Origin of the sequence: Streptomyces sp. 1114.5 (assembly GCF_003635085.1) — a bacterium.
GTDB lineage: Bacteria > Actinomycetota > Actinomycetes > Streptomycetales > Streptomycetaceae > Kitasatospora.
This window is the reverse complement of the sequence record NZ_RBXE01000001.1, coordinates 3,393,485-3,411,952: the sequence shown is the minus strand read 5'-3', so window position 1 is coordinate 3,411,952 and position 18,468 is coordinate 3,393,485. Positions and strand designations below refer to the sequence as shown.

Genomic DNA, 18,468 nt, shown 5'->3' with positions numbered 1-18,468 from the left:
GCCCGGTACGGGCGTTCGGGGACTACCAGCCCCAGCCGCCGCCCTCGCCGTCGTCGTCGCGGCCCGAGTCCCAGCCCTCGCCGACCTTGCGCAGGATCGAGTAGTTGTCGATCTGCGTGCCGTCCTCGGCCAGCGCGGTGACCTTCATGACCGACTTCTGGCCCAGGCGCGCCGGGGTGACGTCGACCTTGATGAAGGAGTAGCCGGTGTAGCGCACCCGCGACCACTGGATGGTCTCGGGGACCTTCACCCGGCCCTTGCCCCAGTAGTAGGTCTTGACCTCGTCCTGGTGGTTCTCGTGCCCCTCGTAGGTGTCCGGCACGTCGAACTTGTACAGGCTGCGACCGGCCGCACCCGCGGTCACGTAGACCACGCCGTCCTTCTCGGGCTCGATGGTGGCGCCGCTCGGCACCTGCTTCGAGACCTTGTTGCCCAGGATGGCGTCGGTGCGCTCGTAGATGTGGTTGTGGCCGTTGATGACCAGGTCCACCCGGTACTTCTCGAACAGCGGCACCCAGGCCTCGCGGACACCGCCCTCGGAGGCGTGCGCGACGGTGGTGGAGAAGGCGCAGTGGTGGAAGAAGACCACGACGAAGTCGACGGTCTCGTCGCTGCGCAGGTCCTTGAGGGTGCGCTCCAGCCACGCGGTCTGCTTGTTCGCCGAGACGCCCAGGTTGGCCGGGATCTCGTAGGAGACGTCGTTGGCGTCCAGGGAGATGACGCCGACGTTCTTGTAGCGGAAGGTGTAGACGCCGGGGACGGCGCGCGGGTCCGGCCCGTTGTTCGGCAGGAAGAAGCGGGCGTTCTCGCCGCCGTAGCCGTTGGGCGAGTACCAGGCCTCGACGTCGTGGTTGCCGTAGGCGACCATCCACGGGATCTCGGCGGCGACCGTCTCGGTCTGCACCAGGAAGTCGTCCCAGGTCTTCGCGTTGAAGACGGACTTGTCCGGGTCGGTGCCGGAACCGGCCGGGTCGGCGTAGCAGATGTCGCCGGCGTGCAGGTGGAAGGCCGGCTTCTGGGCCTTGATGATGTGGTCGTTGCCCGCCGCGTGCGAGCTGACGCCCTGGTCGCCGAAGGCGGTGAAGGTGAACGGCTCGTACACCTTGCCCCAGCGGTGGTCGCGGGAGGGCGCGGTGCGGAAGGTGTGCAGGGTGGAGATCTGCTGCTGCGAGGCCGGGTCGAAGCCCTCGTGGCCGACACCGTAGTAGTAGGTGGTGTCGGGGTGCAGGTCCTCCAGCGCCACGTGCAGGTAGTACTGGTCCACCGGCTGGCCGGTCGGGGTCAGCGCCGGGGTGTGCAGGGCGCGGACCTCGGCCTGGACCTTGTGGCTCAGCTCCCACGGGTGCTTGCCGAAGCGCAGGAAGGGCTTCTTGACCGGCGCCGGGACCTGCCAGGAGACGCGGAACTGGGTGTCCGGCTCGGGGCCGAACTGGAGGTGACGGCCGATCGGCGCGACCAGCGCGCCGTCGATGCCGTCCGTCGTGCCGCCCGTCAGCAGCTGCGGACCGGCGGGAGCGGCGAAGGCGGTACCGCTGCCCAGAGCACCGCCGACGGCGACGGCGCCGACGGTCACGGCCCCGGCGCGCAGCATCCGGCGGCGGGAGAAACGGGCCCGCAGGTACTCGTGCTGCTCGGCCATGCTCATGCTGTCGGCGAGCTTGGCCGGCACGCCCATGTTGGGGATATCCATGCGCGGGACTCTGTCAGCGGTGCGTGGATCGAACACGACCGCGGGGTGAACGGGCCGCAGCGCATCCCCCATTCGAACACCAATGTTCGACCATGGTTCGGTAAAGGACGTGTCCACGTCGACCCGACGCCGGATCATGGCCCCGGCCGGACCGGCTCGCTGAGGGTGCTTCGGGTCCGGCCCTCCGGAGGAGGAACGTGCCGCAGGGTCAGGACGGTTCGTCCCACTGCGTGGCGGTGCGGTTCCCGGTGCCGTCGCAGGTGCGGCAGATCTCGTCCCGGTAGGCGTGCTTGGCGCCGGTCGCATCCACCCGGTAGCGCACGTACACGCCGGTGCCGTCGCACAGGAAGCAGTTGCCGCCCCCGCCGCCCACCTCGGTGGTGCCGGTGCCCTGGCAGGTGCGGCAGCTGAGGCCGGCGGTCCGGCCGGTGCCCGCGCAGATGCGGCAGACCGTCGTCATCGTCTTCCTCCCTCGCGCGGAACCTGCTCGACGCCACCGGTCATGGTAGTGGTGCGGGTGGCGGAGCGGTCCTCGGGTGACGATCGGACGGCCCGACGATCAGACGAATCAGACGACCCGACAGCCCGACGGTCAGTCGGGCAGCGCCTCGCGGACCCGGCGGGAGACCGAGATCAGCTGGAGGTCGAGAAGACCGGGCGGGTCGGCGAGGCCCGGGCCGCCCGCCTGCACCCAGGCGGCTATGTCGTCGATCATCTCGTCCATCAGCACGAAGCCGAGCCAGACCGGCCGGCCGCCCGCCGCCCGGCCCTCGCTGGAGGGGCCGACCACCACCACGTTCGACTGGGTGCACACGTCCAGGCACTTGACGGCCCGGACCCGGCCCGCCGAGCCCACCGCCGTCCGCAGCCGCTCGTACTGCCCCGCGTGGTCGACGCCGGGGTGCTTCGCCTCGGTGCCGCAGCAGCATCCGCGGCAGACGGTGACGGTCACCGGGGAGGCGGCGCCCCGCTTCCGGTCACCGGCCCGTTCGCTGCTCCGTTCACTGCCCCGGGCGGCACCGTCGCGGTCGCGGTCTCGGCGGCTCATCGGTTCCTGGTACCCCTCGTGGTCGGCGGCGCGCTCTGCACCCGCACTGTACCCGCCGGCCGGGGGCCGCCCGACCGGCCGGTGACAAGCGAGTGCACGAATTCCGCTCCACCGCGTTTCGGAAATACCTCCGATACGCGGTGGAGCGGAATTCGAAATGTCGGCGACTCTCATCTGACGGAATTTCGGCAATTTCTGCGCAAAGCATGGACGGGCGCGAAACCTGGCAGTAACTTACCTGCGAGTAGCTGTGGCCCGGCTCGGCACGACCCCCACCCGTCGTTTCTCTCCCCCAGGAGGAACCGTGCTCCGCCCTGCCCGGAAATCCCGGCACCTCCGGAATTCCACCGCCCTCGCCGCGGTCGCCCTCGGTGCCGCACTGGCACTCACCTCGACCAGCGCCCAGGCCGCCACCCCCGCCCCGAAGCACTACGTGGCGCTCGGCGACTCCTACGCCGCCGGCGCCGGCGTGCCCGGCCAGTCGGCCGGCCTCTGCCTGCGCTCCGACCACAACTACGGCCACCTGGTCGCCGCAGCCCTCGACGCCGGCGCGTACACCGACGTCACCTGCGCCGCCGCCAAGGTCAAGGCGATGACGCAGCCCCAGTACGACGCCTTCATCAGGGTCAACGACCCCCAGCTGGACGCGCTGACCCCCGACACCGACCTGGTCAGCCTCGGGATCGGCGGCAACGACCTCGCGGCCAGCGACCTCGGCCTCGGCGAACTGGTCGCCACCTGCATCGCCGGAGCGGTCGTCAACCCGCTCGGCACGCCCTGCAAGGACGTCTACCACCACGGCTACTGGGACTGGCGCACCTGGTCCTGGCAGTACGGCAACGACGACCTCGCCGAGCGGATCACCGACACCATCGCCCCGCAGATCGCCACCACCCTCCGGCAGATCCACGCCAAGGCGCCCAGGGCCAAGGTGCTGCTGGTCGGCTACCCCTCCGTGCTGCCCGCCGACGGCTCCACCTGCATCCTGCGCCAGCCGGTCACCCCGGGCGACGTCGAGTACATGCACGGCGTCCTCGACAAGCTGAACGCCGCGCTCAAGGCCACCGCGGCGGCCGGCGGCGCGACCTACGTCGACACGGCGACGCCGACCCGCGGGCACGACGTCTGCTCGGACGACCGCTGGATCGAGGGCGCACTGCCCGGCTCGCCCGCCGTGCCGTTCCACCCGAACGCGACCGGCGAGAAGGTGATGGCCGACGCGGTGCTCGCCGCGCTGCGCTGATCCCGGGTACCCCGAGGGGCGGCGACCAGACCCCGGTCACCGCCCCTCGGTCCCGCCTGACCGTGCGTCGCTACTCGGACTCGGCCGCGGCGCCGGCCGCCAGCCCGGCCGACCACTTCTCCTCGACGTTGCCGAACTTCCAGTAGGCGATCGCCGCGGCCCAGGTGAGCACGAACAGTCCGACGATGGCGTAGCCGACGAAGTTGAGGTCCAGCGCGCCGATCCAGGCGACCGGCCCGCTGGTGATGTCCAGCTTCTCGCCGAGCAGGCCGATCAGCTCGATCGAGCCGATGACCAGCGCCACCAGCACCGAGAGCCCGGTGACGGTCAGGTTGTAGTAGATCTTGCGGACGGGCTTGGAGAAGGCCCACTCGTACGCGAAGTTCATGAACGAGCCGTCGATGGTGTCCAGCAGGCTCATCCCGGCCGCGAACAGGATCGGCAGCGTGAGCAGCGCGTACCAGGGCAGCGAGAAGGCCGCCGCGCCGCCCGCCAGCACCAGCAGGGACACCTCGGTGGCGGTGTCGAAGCCCAGGCCGAACAGCAGGCCCACCGGGTACATGTGCCACGGCTTGGTGACGGCCCGGGTGACCCGGCCGAGGATGCGGTTCATCAGCCCGCGCCGCTCCAGCTGGCGCTCCAGCTCGGCCTCGTCGTACTCGCCCTCGCGCATCTTGCGGAAGACCTTGAGGATGCCGTTGAAGGCGCCCAGGTTGATCAGGCCGAGGAGCAGCAGGAAGGTGCCGGAGACGGTGACGCCGATCAGGCCGGTCATCTCGTGCAGCGTCGAGTCGTCGGCCTCGACCTGGTCGGCCAGCGAGCGGATGCCGAAGGCCAGCAGCGCGCAGAGGCCGAAGACGATCGAGGAGTGCCCGAGCGAGAACCAGAAGCCGACCGACAGCGGCCGCTTGCCCTGGCCCATCAGCTTGCGGGTGGTGTTGTCGATCGCGGCGATGTGGTCGGCGTCGAAGGCGTGCCGCATGCCGAGGGTGTAGGCGGTCAGGCCCATGCCCGCACCGAACACCTGGCCGCCGACGTCGTAGCGCTCGGGCGCGACCAGCGCGAGCAGGGTGAACCAGCCGATGACGTGCAGCGCGAGGATGAACCCGCCCATTCCGGCCAGGCGCATCCACTCCTCACGGGTGAGCCGGTCGCGCCAGCGGGGGGCGGTCATCTTGGTGTCCTTTCGGCGGAGCAGGCGGAGCCGGGCCATCTTTCCGTCTGGACGCACGCAGTTGCAAGTCATACGCAATTACGGTTCAGTTTCCGCCCGCCGCGAGATCGTCACAACCCGTACAGTGCTTCGTCACCTCCCAGGGCTGTCACCGGTCGCTCTACGCGCGGATACTCACGTTCTACGCGCGAAAACTCGGGCGCCGACAACCTCAACTCCCCACGGAGGAACGGCACATGACGATCCGTATTCGAACCGTCGCGGCTCTCTCCGGCGCGGCGCTGCTCGCCGCCGGCCTCACCACCCTCGCCCCGGCCGCCACCGCCGCCACCGCCGCGACCGCCGCCCCGGCCTCCGCCACCGCCGTGCACACCCTGAGCACCACGCCCCACCGGGTGCTGTTCGACAACAGCAAGGCCGAGACCGCCGGCAACGCCGACTGGATCATCAGCACCAGCCAGCCCGACCCCCTCGCCCAGAACCCCAGCCCCACCACCGAGAAGAGCTGGACCGGCGCGCTCTCCGCCTGGGGCGTCGCCCTGCAGAAGACCGGCCAGTACAGCCTCAAGACCCTCCCGTCCGGCTCCACCATCACCTACGGCACCGGCGGCGCGCTCGACCTCGCCAACTTCGACACCTTCGTGATCCCGGAACCGAACATCCGGCTGAGCGCGGCCGAGAAGACCGCGGTCATGACCTTCGTCCGGAACGGCGGCGGGCTCTTCCTGATCTCCGACCACACCGGCAGCGACCGCAACAACGACGGCTGGGACTCGCCGAAGATCATCAACGACCTGCTGACCAGCAACGGCGTCAACAACAACGACCCGCTCGGCTTCTCGGTCGACCTGCTCAACATCACCACCGACAACCCGCGCGCCATCAACGACGCCACCGACCCCGTCCTGAACGGCTCCTTCGGCACCGTCACCGGCTCGATCCTGCGCAACGGCACCACCTTCACCCTCAAGCCCGCCGACAACCCCTCGGTCAAGGGCCTGGTCTACCGGACCGGCTACAGCGGCAACACCGGCGCCTTCTTCGTCACCAGCACCTTCGGCTCCGGCCGGGTCGCCGTCTGGGGCGACAGCTCCCCGATCGACGACGGCACCGGCCAGTCCGGCAACACCCTCTACAACGGCTGGGACGACCCGGCCGGCACCGACGCCGCCCTCGCCCTCAACGCCACCGCCTGGCTGAGCAAGGCCTGACCGCCGCGGGGCCCTCGCCGGGAAAGCCGCGGGGCCCTCGCGCGCGGCCCTCGCCAGGAAAACGGCCGGTTCCTCCCCTAGGGTCGGAATGCCGACGCCCGCGGCGGGTACGGGTGCCCCGTCCCCGCCGCGGGCCCGCCGGCGCCCACCCGGCCCGGGACCCGATGGGAGCGGCCATGCCGTCGTACCCCTTCCACACCACCCGCGAGGACGTCCGCATCCCGCTGCCCGACGGCACCCGGCTGGCCGCCCGGCTGTGGCGGCCGGTCGGCGACGAACCCGTCCCCGCCCTGCTGGAGTACTCCGCCGGCCGCCTCACCGACCGCACCGCCGCCGAGGACGCCCGCCGCCACCCCTGGTACGCCGGCCACGGCTACGCCGCCCTGCGGGTCGACACCCGCGGACACGGCAACTCCGACGGCACCCCCGGCGAGCCCGGCGGCGAGCAGGAGCTGGCCGACGGCGCCGCCGTCGTCGACTGGCTCGCCCGCCGCCCCTGGTCCACCGGCCGGGTCGGCCTGCTCGGCACCGGCGCCGCCGGCACCACCGCACTGCGGCTGGCCGCCCGGGCCCCGGACACCGTCGGCGCCGTGGTCACCGCCTGCCCCGAAGGCGGCCACCGGCTCGGCGGCGCCGTACTCGCCGCCGACCTGCACACCCGGCTCACCGCCCTCGTGGCCGACGCCGCCCTGCCCCCGGACCCGCGCCACGTCGGCGACGCCTGGCGCAGCCGCTGGCTGGCCCGCATGGAGGCCCTGGAGCCGCCCGTCGACGCCTGGCTCGCCGCCGGCGACAGCACCGTGCCGGTCTCCGCGCCGGTGCTCGCGATCTCCGCCTGGGACGACCCGTCCTGCTCCTTCGTCCTGCGCCTGCTCGCCGAATCCCCCACCGCACGCGCCGTGATCGGCCCCTGGCCGCACGGCCTGCCCGAGGACGTCCTGCCCGAGACCCTGCGCTGGTGGGACCACTGGCTGCGCGGCATCGACACCGGCGCCGCCAAGGAGCCCGCCCTGCGCAGCCGGATCGGCACCCGCTGGACCGGCGACGACACCTGGCCCTCCCCCGACGTCCGGCCGATCCACTACGGCCTGGACGGGCCGCTGCGCACCGCCGGCACCGCCGCCGACGACCGCTACGTCCACGTCCGCTCCCCGCAGCACACCGGCCTCAACGCGGGCGCGTACGTCCCGCGCGGGCGCCCCGCCGACCAGCCGCCCGACCAGCGCGAGGAGGACGGCCGCTCGGTCTGCTTCGACTCCCAGCCGCTGCCCGAGCCGGTCGAACTGCTCGGCGCCCCGACCGTCCGGCTGCGCCTGCGGGAGGGCGGGCCCGCCCCGCTGGTCGTCGTCCGACTCTGCGCGGTCGGCCCGGACGGCACCTCGGAGCTGGTCACCCGGGGCGTCCTGGTCGCCGACGGCCCGGACGCCGAGGTCGAACTGGCGGCCTGCGCCCGGACGATCCCGGCCGGGCACCGGCTGCGGCTCGCCTTCTCCTCCGTCTACTGGCCGTGGGTGTGGCCCCCGGCCCGGACCACCGGGTACGCCCTCGACCCGTCCCGCTCCACCCTGAGCCTGCCCGTCCGCCACCTGGCCGCCGACGTCGGCGCCGCCCCCGTCACCTTCGAGACGCCCACCCTGCCCGAGCCGCTCGACATCCACCTCACCGAGCCGCTCACCGCCCGGCCCGAACGCCTCACCGTCCACGACATCGGCCGTCACGAGTGGCGCACCGAACTCTCCCCCGCCACCGACGGCACCCGCACCCACCCCGACGGCCTGGTCCGCGACGAACACACCGTCACCGCCTACCGCATCCTCACCGACACCCCGCTCAGCGCCCAGGCCCGCACCGACCACACCGTACGGCTGGAGCGGCCCGACATCGGCTGGGACGTCACCGTCCAGACCCGCACCCAACTGCGCTGCGACGCCGGGCACTTCCTCAGCATCGTGCAACTGCGGGCGCTGGAGGCCGGGTCGGTGGTGTTCACCCGGGAGTGGCAGCACCGGGTCGCCCGCGAAGGATCCTGACCGATCCCCACCGAGGGCCGGAACGCGGGCCCGGCCGCGGGCCGATCGCGAAAAAGGCTTGCGCAGCGGGCCGTTCAGGCGGAAAGATCATCCCCGACCGAGACACCGCCCGAGGAGGTGAGACCCATGACCGCTGGACCCACGTGGGTGCTCCCCCTTTCCGTCACGGTCGGCGACTGACGTAGCCGTCGCCGGGAGCGCCGCATCATCACAGGCACTTCCGAAAGGCGACCCGCCATGTCCTCTTCTTCTTCCTTCCGCTTCACCTCCGAGTCGTCCTCGAACGGCATCGTCGAACGCGAGTTCACCGTGGGCGACGTCCCCGGAGTCCTCTGGTCGCCCGCCTCCGGCGCCGACCGCGCGCCCCTGGTCCTGATGGCCCACGGCGGCGGCAACCACAAGAAGCACCCCGCGATGTCCGGCCGCGCCCGGCTGCTGGTCGCCGGCAGCGGCTACCACGTCGCCGTCCTGGACGCCCCCGGCCACGGCGACCGGCCCCGCACGGCCCACGACGAGGCGGAGATCGCCGAGCTGTTCCGGGCCAGGGCCGCCGGCGAGCCGGAGGGCCCGATCGTCGTCCGCTACAACGACCACCTGGCGGAGCTCGCCGTCCCCGAGTACCGGGCCGCCCTGGACGCCCTCCAGGAGCTGCCCGAGATCGGCGCCGACGGACGGGTCGGCTTCTGGGGCCTCAACATGGGCACCGCGATCGGACTGCCCTTCGTGGCGGACGAACCCCGCATCACCGCCGCGGTCTTCGGCCAGCACTGGCCCGACACCCTGGCCGAGAAGGCGAAGCGGATCACCATCCCGATCGAGTACGACATGCAGTGGGACGACGAGCACATCTCCCGTGAGGACGGCCTCGCCCTGTTCGACGCCTTCGCCTCGACGGAGAAGTCCCTGCACGTGAACTCGGGCCGGCACAAGGAACTGCCCCGCTTCGAGGCCGACAGCGGCGCCCGCTTCCTGGCCCGCCACCTCGGCGCTGCCTGACCCCCTGTGGCGCCCGCCGGCGCCCGCCGGCGCCCGGCCTTCGCGGCCGGGTGCCGGCGGGCGGGCGCCGCGGGAACCCGGACGGCGGAAATTATGGACCGTCAGGTCAAGAACCTGCTACCGTCCTGACATGGCCCGACCCCGCACCTTCGAGACCGACGCCGTGGTGGAACGCGCGATGCAGGCGTTCTGGACGCTCGGGTACGCCAACACCTCGCCGGCGGCGCTGGCCGAGGCGACCGGCGTGGCGAAGGGGAGCCTGTACAACGCCTTCGGGAGCAAGCGTGAACTGTTCGTGCTCGCACTCGAACGGTACGACCGGCTCGGTGCGGAGTTCGCCGCGGAGCTCCTGGCGCGGCCCGGAACCACCCGGGAATGCCTCCGGGCGTTCCTGCATGACAGCGTTCAGTCCGACCTGACCCACCCCGTCCGCCGCGGCTGCCTGGCCGTCAACACGGCGGTCGAACTGTCCGGCCACGACCCGGAGATCGCCCGCGCGGTGCGCCGCGCCGTGGAACGGACGATGGCCGCGCTGGAGTCCCGGATCACCCAGGGCATCCGGGACGGCGACGTACCCCTCGACCTCGACCCGCGTGCCACCGCCGAGTACCTGATGAACACGATCGCCGGGCTGCGGGTGATGGCCCGCTCCTACGACGCGGCGACCCTGCTCCGCATCGCCGACACCGCACTGACGGTGCTCGGCCCGGCCTGACCCCGCCCTTCCCGCCGCCCGAGGCACGCCCGGACGGGCCCCAAGCGGGCCCCGAGCGGGCCCCGAGGGCGGCCGCACCATGCCCCAGTTCTGGACCTACAGTTCAAGAAAGAAGCGCCCCATGGACCTCCAGCTCACCGGCAAGACCGCAGTCGTCACCGGCGCCAGCCGCGGCATCGGCCTGGCCGTCGCCGAAGCCCTCGCCGCCGAGGGGGTGCGCGTGCTCGGCGCGGCCCGCACCGTGACACCGGAGCTCGACAAGGTCGCGGCGGCGACCGTGTCCGCGGACCTGTCCACCCCCGAGGGCGTCGAGGCCGTCGTCGCGGCGGCACTGTCGGAACTGGGCGGCATCGACATCCTGGTGAACAACGTCGGCGCCGGCGACGCCCAGCACCTCAGCCTCGGCGGCTTCCTCGACGCCGACGACGACCAGTGGCGCCGGATGCTGGACCTCAACCTCTTCAGCACGATCCGCACCACCCGCGCCGCACTGCCGAGCCTGATCGAGCGCCGCGGCGCGATCGTCAACATCTCCTCGATCAACGCCCGCGTCCCCGCGAGCGGCCCGGTCGGCTACAGCGAGGCCAAGGCGGCTCTGAACACCCTGACCAAGCGGCTCAGCGAGGAGTTCGGCCCCCGGGGCGTGCGCGTCAACACCGTCTCCCCCGGAGTGACCGGCAGCCCCCTGTGGCGCGGCCCGGACAGCTTCGGCGCCAAGGTCGCCGCCGCCAACGGCGTCGGACTCGACGACCTGCTGTCGACCCTGCCCCAGCAGTTCCAGATGGCCTCGCCCCGCATCACCGAACCCGAGGAGGTCGCCGCCCTGGTCACCTTCCTGGTCTCCGGCGCCGCGGCCAACATCATCGGCGCCGACCTGGTGATCGACGGCGGCACCATCAAGACCGCCTGACCGGACGGCGACGGCTCCGCCCGGCCGTGCGCCCCACGGGAGGCGGCGGCCGGGCGGGGACGCGGGCCGTCCGGTCAGGCGTGGTGGTCCGGACGAGGCATGGTCGGCCGGATCAGGCGTGGCCGGCCGGATCAGGCGTGGCCGGCCAGGACCTCGCCGATCACGTGCCGGGCGATGCCCGCCATCCGGGGGTTGCTCCCGCGGTAGTAGTCCAGCTCCAGCAGGGCGACGGACAGCGCCCAGCCCCGCCCGCGGGCCCAGGCCGCGTCGTCGGCGCCCACCGACGCCCGGAAGGCGCCGCGGGCCGAGGCCGGGAGCACGTACCAGGCGGTGATCAGGTCCACCGCCGGGTCACCGAGGCCCGCACAGCCGAAGTCGATCACGGCGCTCAACCGCCCACCTCCGTCCACCAGCAGGTTGCCCGGCTGCAGGTCGGCGTGGATCCAGACCGGCGGGCCGGAGTGCGGCGGGGCACCGAGCGCGGCCTCCCAGACGGCGGTCACCGCCCGGGCGTCGACGGTGCCGGCCAGCGCCGCGATCGCACGCCGGACGACGCCGTCCCGGTCGGGCAGCGACTCGCTCCGGTAGGAGGCCGGGCCGCCGGCCGGGTCCAGCCGGCGCATGGCGGTCACGAAGGACGCCAAGTCCGCTGCCAGCGCTGCCGGTTCGTCCACCTGACCGGCCACCGGGTTCACGCCGTCGAGCCAGCGGAGCACCGACCAGGGCCACGGGCAGCCGTCCACCGGCCCGCCCAGGGCCAGCGGCACGGGCACCGCGACCGGCAGCCCGGGGGCGAGGCGCCGCAGCCAGAGGTACTCCTTCCGCACGTCCTCGACCGCCCCCGGGATCCGCGGGATCCGCACCACCAGCTCCGCACCCAGCCGGTACATCGCGTTGCTGGTCCCGACGGTGGCCACCGGCTCGACCGGCAGGCCGGCCCAGTGCGGGAACTGCCCGGCGACCATCCGGCGCACCAGCGCCGCGTCGAGGTCGAGTTCGTTCGCGTGCATCCGGCGGCGAGCGGGGGAGTCCGACATGACGCCCGACCCTGCCACCGACGACCGCCCCCGGCAAGCGCTTTACGCGCTCAGCGCGTTCCCGACACGCCCTACACGGCGCCCGCGGCGATGAGGGCGGGCAGCTCGCGCATGTCCGTGAAGACCACGGTGCCCGGCCCCTCCAGCCACTCCGCCGGGGTGATGCCGCCCGCGTAGCCGAGCGCGCGCATTCCGGCGGCTCGGGCGGCCTGGACGCCGGGCCGGCTGTCCTCGACCACGACGCAGGCGGCCGGGTCGACGCCCATCGAGCGGGCGGCGTGCAGGAACAGGTCGGGGGCGGGCTTGCCCCGGCCGACCTCGGTGGCGCTGAAGATCCGCCCGGCGAAACGGTCGTGGAGCCCGGTCCGGCCGAGGGTGTGCCGCATCTTCTCGTGCGTGCCGCTGGAGGCCACACAGGTCGGCAGGTCGATCGCAGCCAGTGCCTCCGGCAGGCCGTCCACCGGGGTCAGCCCGGCGTCCACGGCCTCGGCGTGCAGCTCGCGGAAGCGCTTGTCCCAGACCGTCGCCGTCTCCTCCCCCAGCCGCTCGGCCACCATCGCGTGGTTGGCCGCCTCCGACCGCCCGACGAACCGCTCGACGGCCTCCGCCTCGCGCAGCGGCCAGCCCAGCTCCTCCCCCAACCGCACCAGCACCCGTACGGCGATCACCTCGCTGTCCACCAGGACGCCGTCGCAGTCGAATATCACGAGCTCTATCGGCTTGATCATCGAGCCAGCATACGGCGGCCGGGCAGCCCGCCCCGAAGGGTGCCGGGGGCGGGCTGCACGGGCGGACCGGACGTGCGGGGGGCCGGGGTCAGCCGGTCTGGACGGAGGTGTCGTCGATCACGAAGCTCGTCTGCAGCGAGGAGTCCTCGGTGCCGTTGAACTTCACGGTGACCGTCTGGCCCGCGTAGGCCGACAGGTCGAAGGTGCGCTGCTGGTAGCCGGCCGCGGCGTCCACGTTGGAGTAGGTCTTCAGCGTGGTGCCGTTCACCGACACGGTCAGCTTGTCGTACGCGGTGGTGCCGGTCTCCGCGGTGTCGATGTGCAGCCAGAAGCTCAGCGTGGCCTTGCAGCCCGCCGGGATGGTGACCGTCTGCGACAGCGAGTCGGTGTGGGTGGAGCCGTAGCCGTTCAGCCACGCCTTCCACGAACCGCCGTGCGCGGCCTGGCTGGAGCTGTTGTCGACCACACCGGAGCTCGCCGTCCACGGCGCCGCCGTGCCGGTCTCGAAGCCCGCGTTGCCCAGCAGCTGCGCCGGGGTGCAGCTGCCGCCGCCACCGGTGCTGACCGCCCAACCGAAGCTGGTGGTACCGGACTTGCCGGCGGCGTCCTTGACCGTGACGGTCACCGTGGCGCTTCCCGCGGTGGTCGGCATGCCGGTGATCAGGCCGGTCGAGGAGTTGATGGACAGGCCGGCGGGCAGGCCGGTGGCCGAGTACGACAGCGGGGCGGTGCCGCCCGAGGCGTTGATCTGCACGCTGACCGCGGTGCCGACGACGGTGGACTGGTCACCGGGGCTGGTCACCGAGACGGCGCCGCTGCCGGCCGGCTTGGTGAGCAGGCAGCCGGCCACGTTGAGGTCGATGGTCCGGCTGGAGTTCAGGCAGGTGGTGAACCAGTAGGTCTCCTCGCCGTAGCTCTGGCCCTTGTAGGCCTTGGTGGTGCCGTCGGCGGCCACCTCGCACGGGTTGTTGAGGGTGCACATGGCGCCGTCGTCGTTGCCGGTGTTGTTGATGCCGATGATCCGCCCGCTGGCGGAGTCGACGATCGGCGAACCGGAGGTGCCGTGCGTGGTGTTGCAGCCGGAGCTGTAACGCAGCGAGTCGTGCCAGGTCCACTCGTCCTCGCGCAGGGTGGACACGAAGCCGTTCACGGAGCAGTTCCAGACCTGCTTCCAGTACGACGAGGGTATGTACATCGCGGCGCCGTCGGCCGGGTGCGAGTCGTTGACGGTCAGCGCGGTGATGCCGTACTTGGAGCTGATCGACCCGTAGGTGTCGGTGAGTTGGTAGAGCGCGACGTCGGTGCCGGTCATCGTCGCGTAGAGCACCTTGTCGGCCTGGACGGTGCCGAGGCCGTTGCCGGCGCCGTCCAGCAGGGTGCCGCTGCGGCTGGCACTGACGTTCTGGATGACCTGGCCGGCCGAGGGCATGGTCGGCAGGCAGTGCCCGTTGGTGAGCATCAGCGCCCGGTCGCCGGCCACCGAGGTGGGGTAACGGACCAGCGAGGCCGAGCAGTTGCTCAGGGCGATGGTGGCCGTCAGATCGGCCGCCTGGACGGCGTGCGCGGGGGCGGCGGCGAAGGCCAACCCGCCCGCGACGACGGCGCCGGTGCCGACCATCGCGACAAGTCTCTTGAACATGGCTCTCCTTGTGGGGGATCGCGGGGTACACGACTGGTCGCCGACGCCCGCGCCGCACGAAAGTGCCATGGCCACTTCAAGGGGGTCAACCGTTATGGACGAACTCGCCACCGGAGACGCGGCGTTGTGACCGATACCGGCAACCTCCCGCCCCGATATGCCCGTTACGGGCGGGCACGGTGGCACCCGAGGACCCCCACCGTGCCCGCCTGACCGGCACACCCCCGTGCGCCGGCGAGCGACCACACTGCCGGGTACGAACCACACCCGTCGGCAGGGACCGAATGATCATCCGACGGGCCCGGGCCGGGCCGCCAGGTGGGGTCAACTACGATCGGGCACGTGCTCAGCCTCACCGGACTCCCCCTCCAGATCATCGCCTCGGTCGTCGCGATCGTGGTCTTCGTCGCCACCATGTGGCTCTGGCCGCGGTTCGGCGGGAAGGGCTGGAAGTCGTGGCTGGGCCGGATCGGCGCCTTCCTGGCCGCCCAGCTGTCGGTGCTGGTCGCGATGGGTCTGATCGCCAACAGCTACTTCGGCTTCTACAGCTCCTGGACCGACCTGCTCGGCACCAGCGGCGGGCTCGGCACGGTGGTCGACCACACCCCGAACGCCTCCGGCGTGGCCGTCACCGGGGAGCAGAAGTTCTACTCCACCCAGGGCTCGGACCCGGAACGCTCCGGGCTGATCCAGAAGGTCGACGTCAAAGGAGCCGGCACCGGCCTGAGCACCGAGGCGTACGTCTACCTGCCGCCGCAGTACTTCCAGCCGGACTACACCAAGCAGCGCTTCCCGATGGCCCTCGTGCTCACCGGCTACCCGGGCACCCCGGAGAAGCTGATCTCGCTGATGCAGTACCCGGCCTCCACCCTGGCGGCGATCGAGCAGAAGAAGCTGCCGCCGACCGTGCTGGTGATGGCCCGCCCCACGCTCGTCGGCAACCGGGACACCGAGTGCGTCGACGTGCCGAACGGCCCGCAGGTGGAGACCTTCTTCACCAGCGACCTGCCGAAGGCCCTCGCCACCACCTACCGGATCGGCACCGACCCGGCCAACCGGGCCGTGATCGGCAACTCCACCGGCGGCTACTGCGCGCTCAAGTTCGCGCTGCGCAAGCCCGACTCCTACCCGGCGGCGGTCGCCCTCTCCGGCTACTACAGCGCGGCCCACGACGAGACCACCGGGGACCTGTTCGGCGGCAGCGACAAGCTCAAGCAGGAGAACGACCTGCTGTGGCGGCTGAAGAACCAGCCGGCCGCCCCGGTCTCGCTGCTGCTGACCACCGCCAACGACGAGAACAACTTCGACGAGACCAAGGCCATGGTCGCGGCCTTCAGGGCCCCCACCAAGATGTCCACGATCACCCTGGACACCGCCGGCCACAACTTCCACACCTGGACCCGGGAGATCCCGCCGGCCCTGGAGTGGCTGGGCAAGCACATCACCATGCCGGCTGCGGCCTGACCGGGTCGCCCGACACAGCCGGACGACCCGGTTCCCTGACCTGGTTACCCGACCCGGTTACCCGACCCGGTTTCCCGAGCTGGTCACCTGACCCGGTCGCCCGACCGAGCCGCCGCCCGGGCGACACCCGCAGATCACACGCGCCTCACAGCCCCGTCTCACGGTTCTCTCAGCCTCGCCACGCACCGTATGGCGCATGACCACGAGCAGCTACTCCCCTCCGGCCGGCGAACCGTGGCCGGAGGCCGCGAACTACCCGCCGCCGGAGGTGCCGCAGCCGGACCCCGCCCGGCCGGATCCGGCGCCGCTCTTCCCCGAGCAGCCGCTGCCGCCCGTCGGGTCGGCGCCGGGTCCCGGGGGCCCCGCCTCCTGGTCCGGCCGGCTGCGCACCCTTCCGGCCCGGGCCTGGCGCGGCCGGGAGGACGACCCGCGCTGGGTGCGCCCGGCCCTGCTGGCGCTGCTGGCCGCGACCGCCGTCCTCTACCTGTGGGGCCTGAGCGCCTCGGGCTGGGCGAACTCCTTCTACTCGGCCGCCGTCCAGGCCGGCACCCAGAGCTGGAAGGCCTTCTTCTTCGGCTCCTCCGACGCCGGGAACTTCATCACCGTCGACAAGCCCCCGGCCTCGCTGTGGCCGATGGCGCTCTCGGCGCGGATCTTCGGCCTCTCCTCCTGGTCGGTCCTGGCGCCGCAGGCGCTGATGGGCGCGGCGACCGTCGGCGTGCTGTACGCGACGCTGCGCCGCCGCTTCTCCCCGCTGGGCGGCCTGCTGGCGGGCGCGGCGCTGGCGCTCACCCCGGTGGCGGCGCTGATGTTCCGCTTCAACAACCCGGACGCCCTGCTGGTGCTGTTGCTGACGCTGTCCGCGTACGGGTTGGTGCGGGCGATCGAGGCGGCGAGCACCCGCTGGCTGCTGTTCACCGGGGTGATGTTCGGCTTCGCCTTCCTGACCAAGACGTTGGCGGCCTTCCTGATCCTGCCCGCCTTCGCGGTGATCTACCTGGTCGTGGCGCCCACCGGCTTCTGGCGGCGGGTGCGGCAGCTGCTGCTCGCGGGGGTGGCGCTGGCGGTCTCGGGCGGCTGGTGGGTGGCGATCGTCGAGCTGATGCCCGCCTCGGCCCGCCCGTACATCGGCGGCTCGCAGGACAACAGCTTCCTGTCGCTCACCTTCGGCTACAACGGCCTCGGCCGGGTGGACGGCAACGAGCGCGGCAGCGTGGGCGGCGGGGGGCGGCTCCCGGCGGGGATGGACCTGCCGGGTGGTGCGGCGCCGGGCGGCGGCCGCGGCTGGGGACAGACCGGCCTGACCCGGATGTTCGGCACCGACATCGGCGGGCAGATCGCCTGGCTGCTGCCGGCCGCACTGATCCTGCTGGTGGTCGGCCTCTGGGCGACCCGCCGCTACGCCCGTACCGACACCGCCCGGGCGGCGTTCCTGGTCTGGGGTGGCTGGCTGCTCTCCACCGCGCTGATCTTCAGCTTCATGTCCGGGATCTTCCACCAGTACTACACGGTGGCGCTGGCCCCGGCCGTCGCGGCTCTGGTCGGCATGGGCGTGGACGGCCTGTGGCGGGCACGGCACCGGCTGGCTTGGGCGCTGGTACTGGCCGGGACGCTCGCGGTGACGGCGGTCTGGGCGTTCGTGCTGCTCGGCCGCAGCTCGGACTTCCTGCCCTGGCTGCGCTGGGCGGTGCTGGTCGGCGGGCTGGCCGCGGCTGCGGCGCTGGTCGGCGGACAGGTCGCCGGACGGTCCTCGGGCCGCACCGGTGCGCGGATCGCCTCGGTGGCGGGCCTGGTGGGTCTGGCGGCGGCGCTGGGCGGTCCGGCGGCGTACGCGGTGGACACCGTCAACACGGCGCACACCGGCTCGATCGTGACCGCGGGGCCCGGCGTGCAGGGCGCGTTCGGGCCGGGCGGCATGGGACGCAAGGGCGGCAAGGGCTTCCCGGGCGGCGGCGCCGGCAACGGCCGCTGGTTCGGCCAAGGACAGCAGGGCTTCCCCGGCGGCCAGGGCGCTCAGGGCTTCCCCGGCGGCCGCCACGAGCGCGGCACCGGCACCGGCACCGGCACCGGCACCGGCACCGGCACCAACGGTACGGTCGGCGGCCCGCCCCCCGGCGGCATGGGCGGCCTGCTCGACGGCCCCAAGGTGACCGACGAGGTCGCCGCCATGCTCAAGGAGAACGCCGACCGCTACACCTGGGCGGCCGCCACGATCGGTTCGCAGACCGCGGCCGGCTACCAACTCGCCACCGGAAAGCCGGTGATGGCCCTCGGCGGCTTCAACGGCACCGACCCCTCGCTGACCCTGGCCGGCTTCCAGCAGTACGTCCAGGAGGGCAAGGTCCACTGGTTCATCGGCGCCGGCGGCTCCCGCCGCGGCTTCGGCGGCGGCGCGGGCGGCGACGAGGGCGGGAAGCAGAGCGAGTCCGCCCGGATCGAGGCCTGGGTGACCGCCCACTTCACCGCGAGGACCATCGGCTCGACCACCTTCTACGACCTGACGGCCCCGACCTCCTGATCCCGGCCACCTGACCCCGAGCCCGACCCCGTAGGGGGCGAGCCGCGCAACCGCGGCCCGCCCCC

General features: G+C 72.5%; 13 protein-coding genes and 3 pseudogenes. 8 read left to right on the top strand and 8 right to left on the bottom strand.

The genetic code is table 11. The annotated features are described in order from the left end of the window. Positions 1-22: 22 nt before the first annotated feature. From BX285_RS15155 to BX285_RS15145, 3 genes are all read right to left on the bottom strand, one after another. On the bottom strand, positions 23-1,690 hold the full coding sequence (locus BX285_RS15155; protein WP_121175405.1) for a metallophosphoesterase family protein: 1,668 nt from the start codon (positions 1,688-1,690) through the stop codon (positions 23-25). Between the two features lie 208 nt (positions 1,691-1,898). Next, entirely contained in the window at positions 1,899-2,150 is a 252-nt protein-coding gene (locus BX285_RS15150) for a hypothetical protein (protein ID WP_030056971.1), read from the bottom strand. A gap of 132 nt (positions 2,151-2,282) precedes the next feature. Next, on the bottom strand, positions 2,283-2,738 hold the full coding sequence (locus BX285_RS15145) for a (2Fe-2S) ferredoxin domain-containing protein (protein ID WP_259470535.1): 456 nt from the start codon (positions 2,736-2,738) through the stop codon (positions 2,283-2,285). Between the two features lie 304 nt (positions 2,739-3,042). On the opposite strand from BX285_RS15145, the gene BX285_RS15140 reads away from it, so the two are divergent. Then, positions 3,043-3,981, top strand: a complete 939-nt coding sequence (locus BX285_RS15140) for an SGNH/GDSL hydrolase family protein (RefSeq protein WP_097238459.1) — start codon at positions 3,043-3,045, stop codon at positions 3,979-3,981. Between the two features lie 70 nt (positions 3,982-4,051). Here the strand turns inward: BX285_RS15140 and BX285_RS15135 are convergent, their stop codons facing one another. Continuing rightward, a complete protein-coding gene (locus BX285_RS15135) occupies positions 4,052-5,155 on the bottom strand; it encodes a HoxN/HupN/NixA family nickel/cobalt transporter (RefSeq protein WP_097240329.1) in 1,104 nt (367 codons plus the stop codon). Between the two features lie 124 nt (positions 5,156-5,279). On the opposite strand from BX285_RS15135, the pseudogene BX285_RS15130 reads away from it, so the two are divergent. The 5 genes and pseudogenes from BX285_RS15130 to BX285_RS15110 all read left to right on the top strand — a co-directional run. Beyond that, positions 5,280-6,363: pseudogene (locus BX285_RS15130) on the top strand (hydrolase); the annotation flags it as partial. A 179-nt stretch (positions 6,364-6,542) separates the two neighbouring features. Further along, positions 6,543-8,396, top strand: a complete 1,854-nt coding sequence (locus BX285_RS15125; protein WP_097238457.1) for a CocE/NonD family hydrolase — start codon at positions 6,543-6,545, stop codon at positions 8,394-8,396. 237 nt (positions 8,397-8,633) lie between these two features. Next, entirely contained in the window at positions 8,634-9,392 is a 759-nt protein-coding gene (locus BX285_RS15120; RefSeq protein ID WP_097238456.1) for an alpha/beta hydrolase, read from the top strand. 130 nt (positions 9,393-9,522) lie between these two features. Next, complete coding sequence (locus tag BX285_RS15115; protein WP_097238455.1) at positions 9,523-10,107, top strand: TetR/AcrR family transcriptional regulator; 585 nt, start codon at positions 9,523-9,525, stop codon at positions 10,105-10,107. 121 nt (positions 10,108-10,228) lie between these two features. Beyond that, the gene (locus BX285_RS15110; RefSeq protein WP_097238454.1) at positions 10,229-11,017 is read left to right on the top strand and encodes an SDR family oxidoreductase; all 789 of its coding nucleotides are present in this window, start codon (positions 10,229-10,231) and stop codon (positions 11,015-11,017) included. Positions 11,018-11,148: 131 nt separating this feature from the next. Here the strand turns inward: BX285_RS15110 and BX285_RS15105 are convergent, their stop codons facing one another. The 4 genes and pseudogenes from BX285_RS15105 to BX285_RS39220 all read right to left on the bottom strand — a co-directional run. Beyond that, positions 11,149-12,054 (bottom strand): aminoglycoside phosphotransferase family protein, encoded by a 906-nt coding sequence (locus BX285_RS15105; protein WP_259470534.1) that lies wholly within the window; start codon positions 12,052-12,054, stop codon positions 11,149-11,151. A gap of 71 nt (positions 12,055-12,125) precedes the next feature. Beyond that, positions 12,126-12,782, bottom strand: coding sequence for an HAD family phosphatase (locus BX285_RS15100; protein ID WP_097238452.1), 657 nt, complete (start codon positions 12,780-12,782; stop codon positions 12,126-12,128). A gap of 88 nt (positions 12,783-12,870) precedes the next feature. Further along, positions 12,871-13,599 (bottom strand): annotated as a pseudogene (locus BX285_RS38380) (putative Ig domain-containing protein); the annotation flags it as partial. A gap of 204 nt (positions 13,600-13,803) precedes the next feature. Next, positions 13,804-14,400, bottom strand: a pseudogene (locus BX285_RS39220) (serine protease); the annotation flags it as partial. Positions 14,401-14,763: 363 nt separating this feature from the next. Between BX285_RS39220 and BX285_RS15090 the strand changes: the two are divergent. Beyond that, on the top strand, positions 14,764-15,885 hold the full coding sequence (locus BX285_RS15090) for an esterase family protein (RefSeq protein ID WP_257032840.1): 1,122 nt from the start codon (positions 14,764-14,766) through the stop codon (positions 15,883-15,885). Positions 15,886-16,081: 196 nt separating this feature from the next. Further along, a complete protein-coding gene (locus tag BX285_RS15085) occupies positions 16,082-18,403 on the top strand; it encodes a glycosyltransferase family 39 protein (RefSeq protein WP_121175402.1) in 2,322 nt (773 codons plus the stop codon). Positions 18,404-18,468 lie beyond the last annotated feature (65 nt).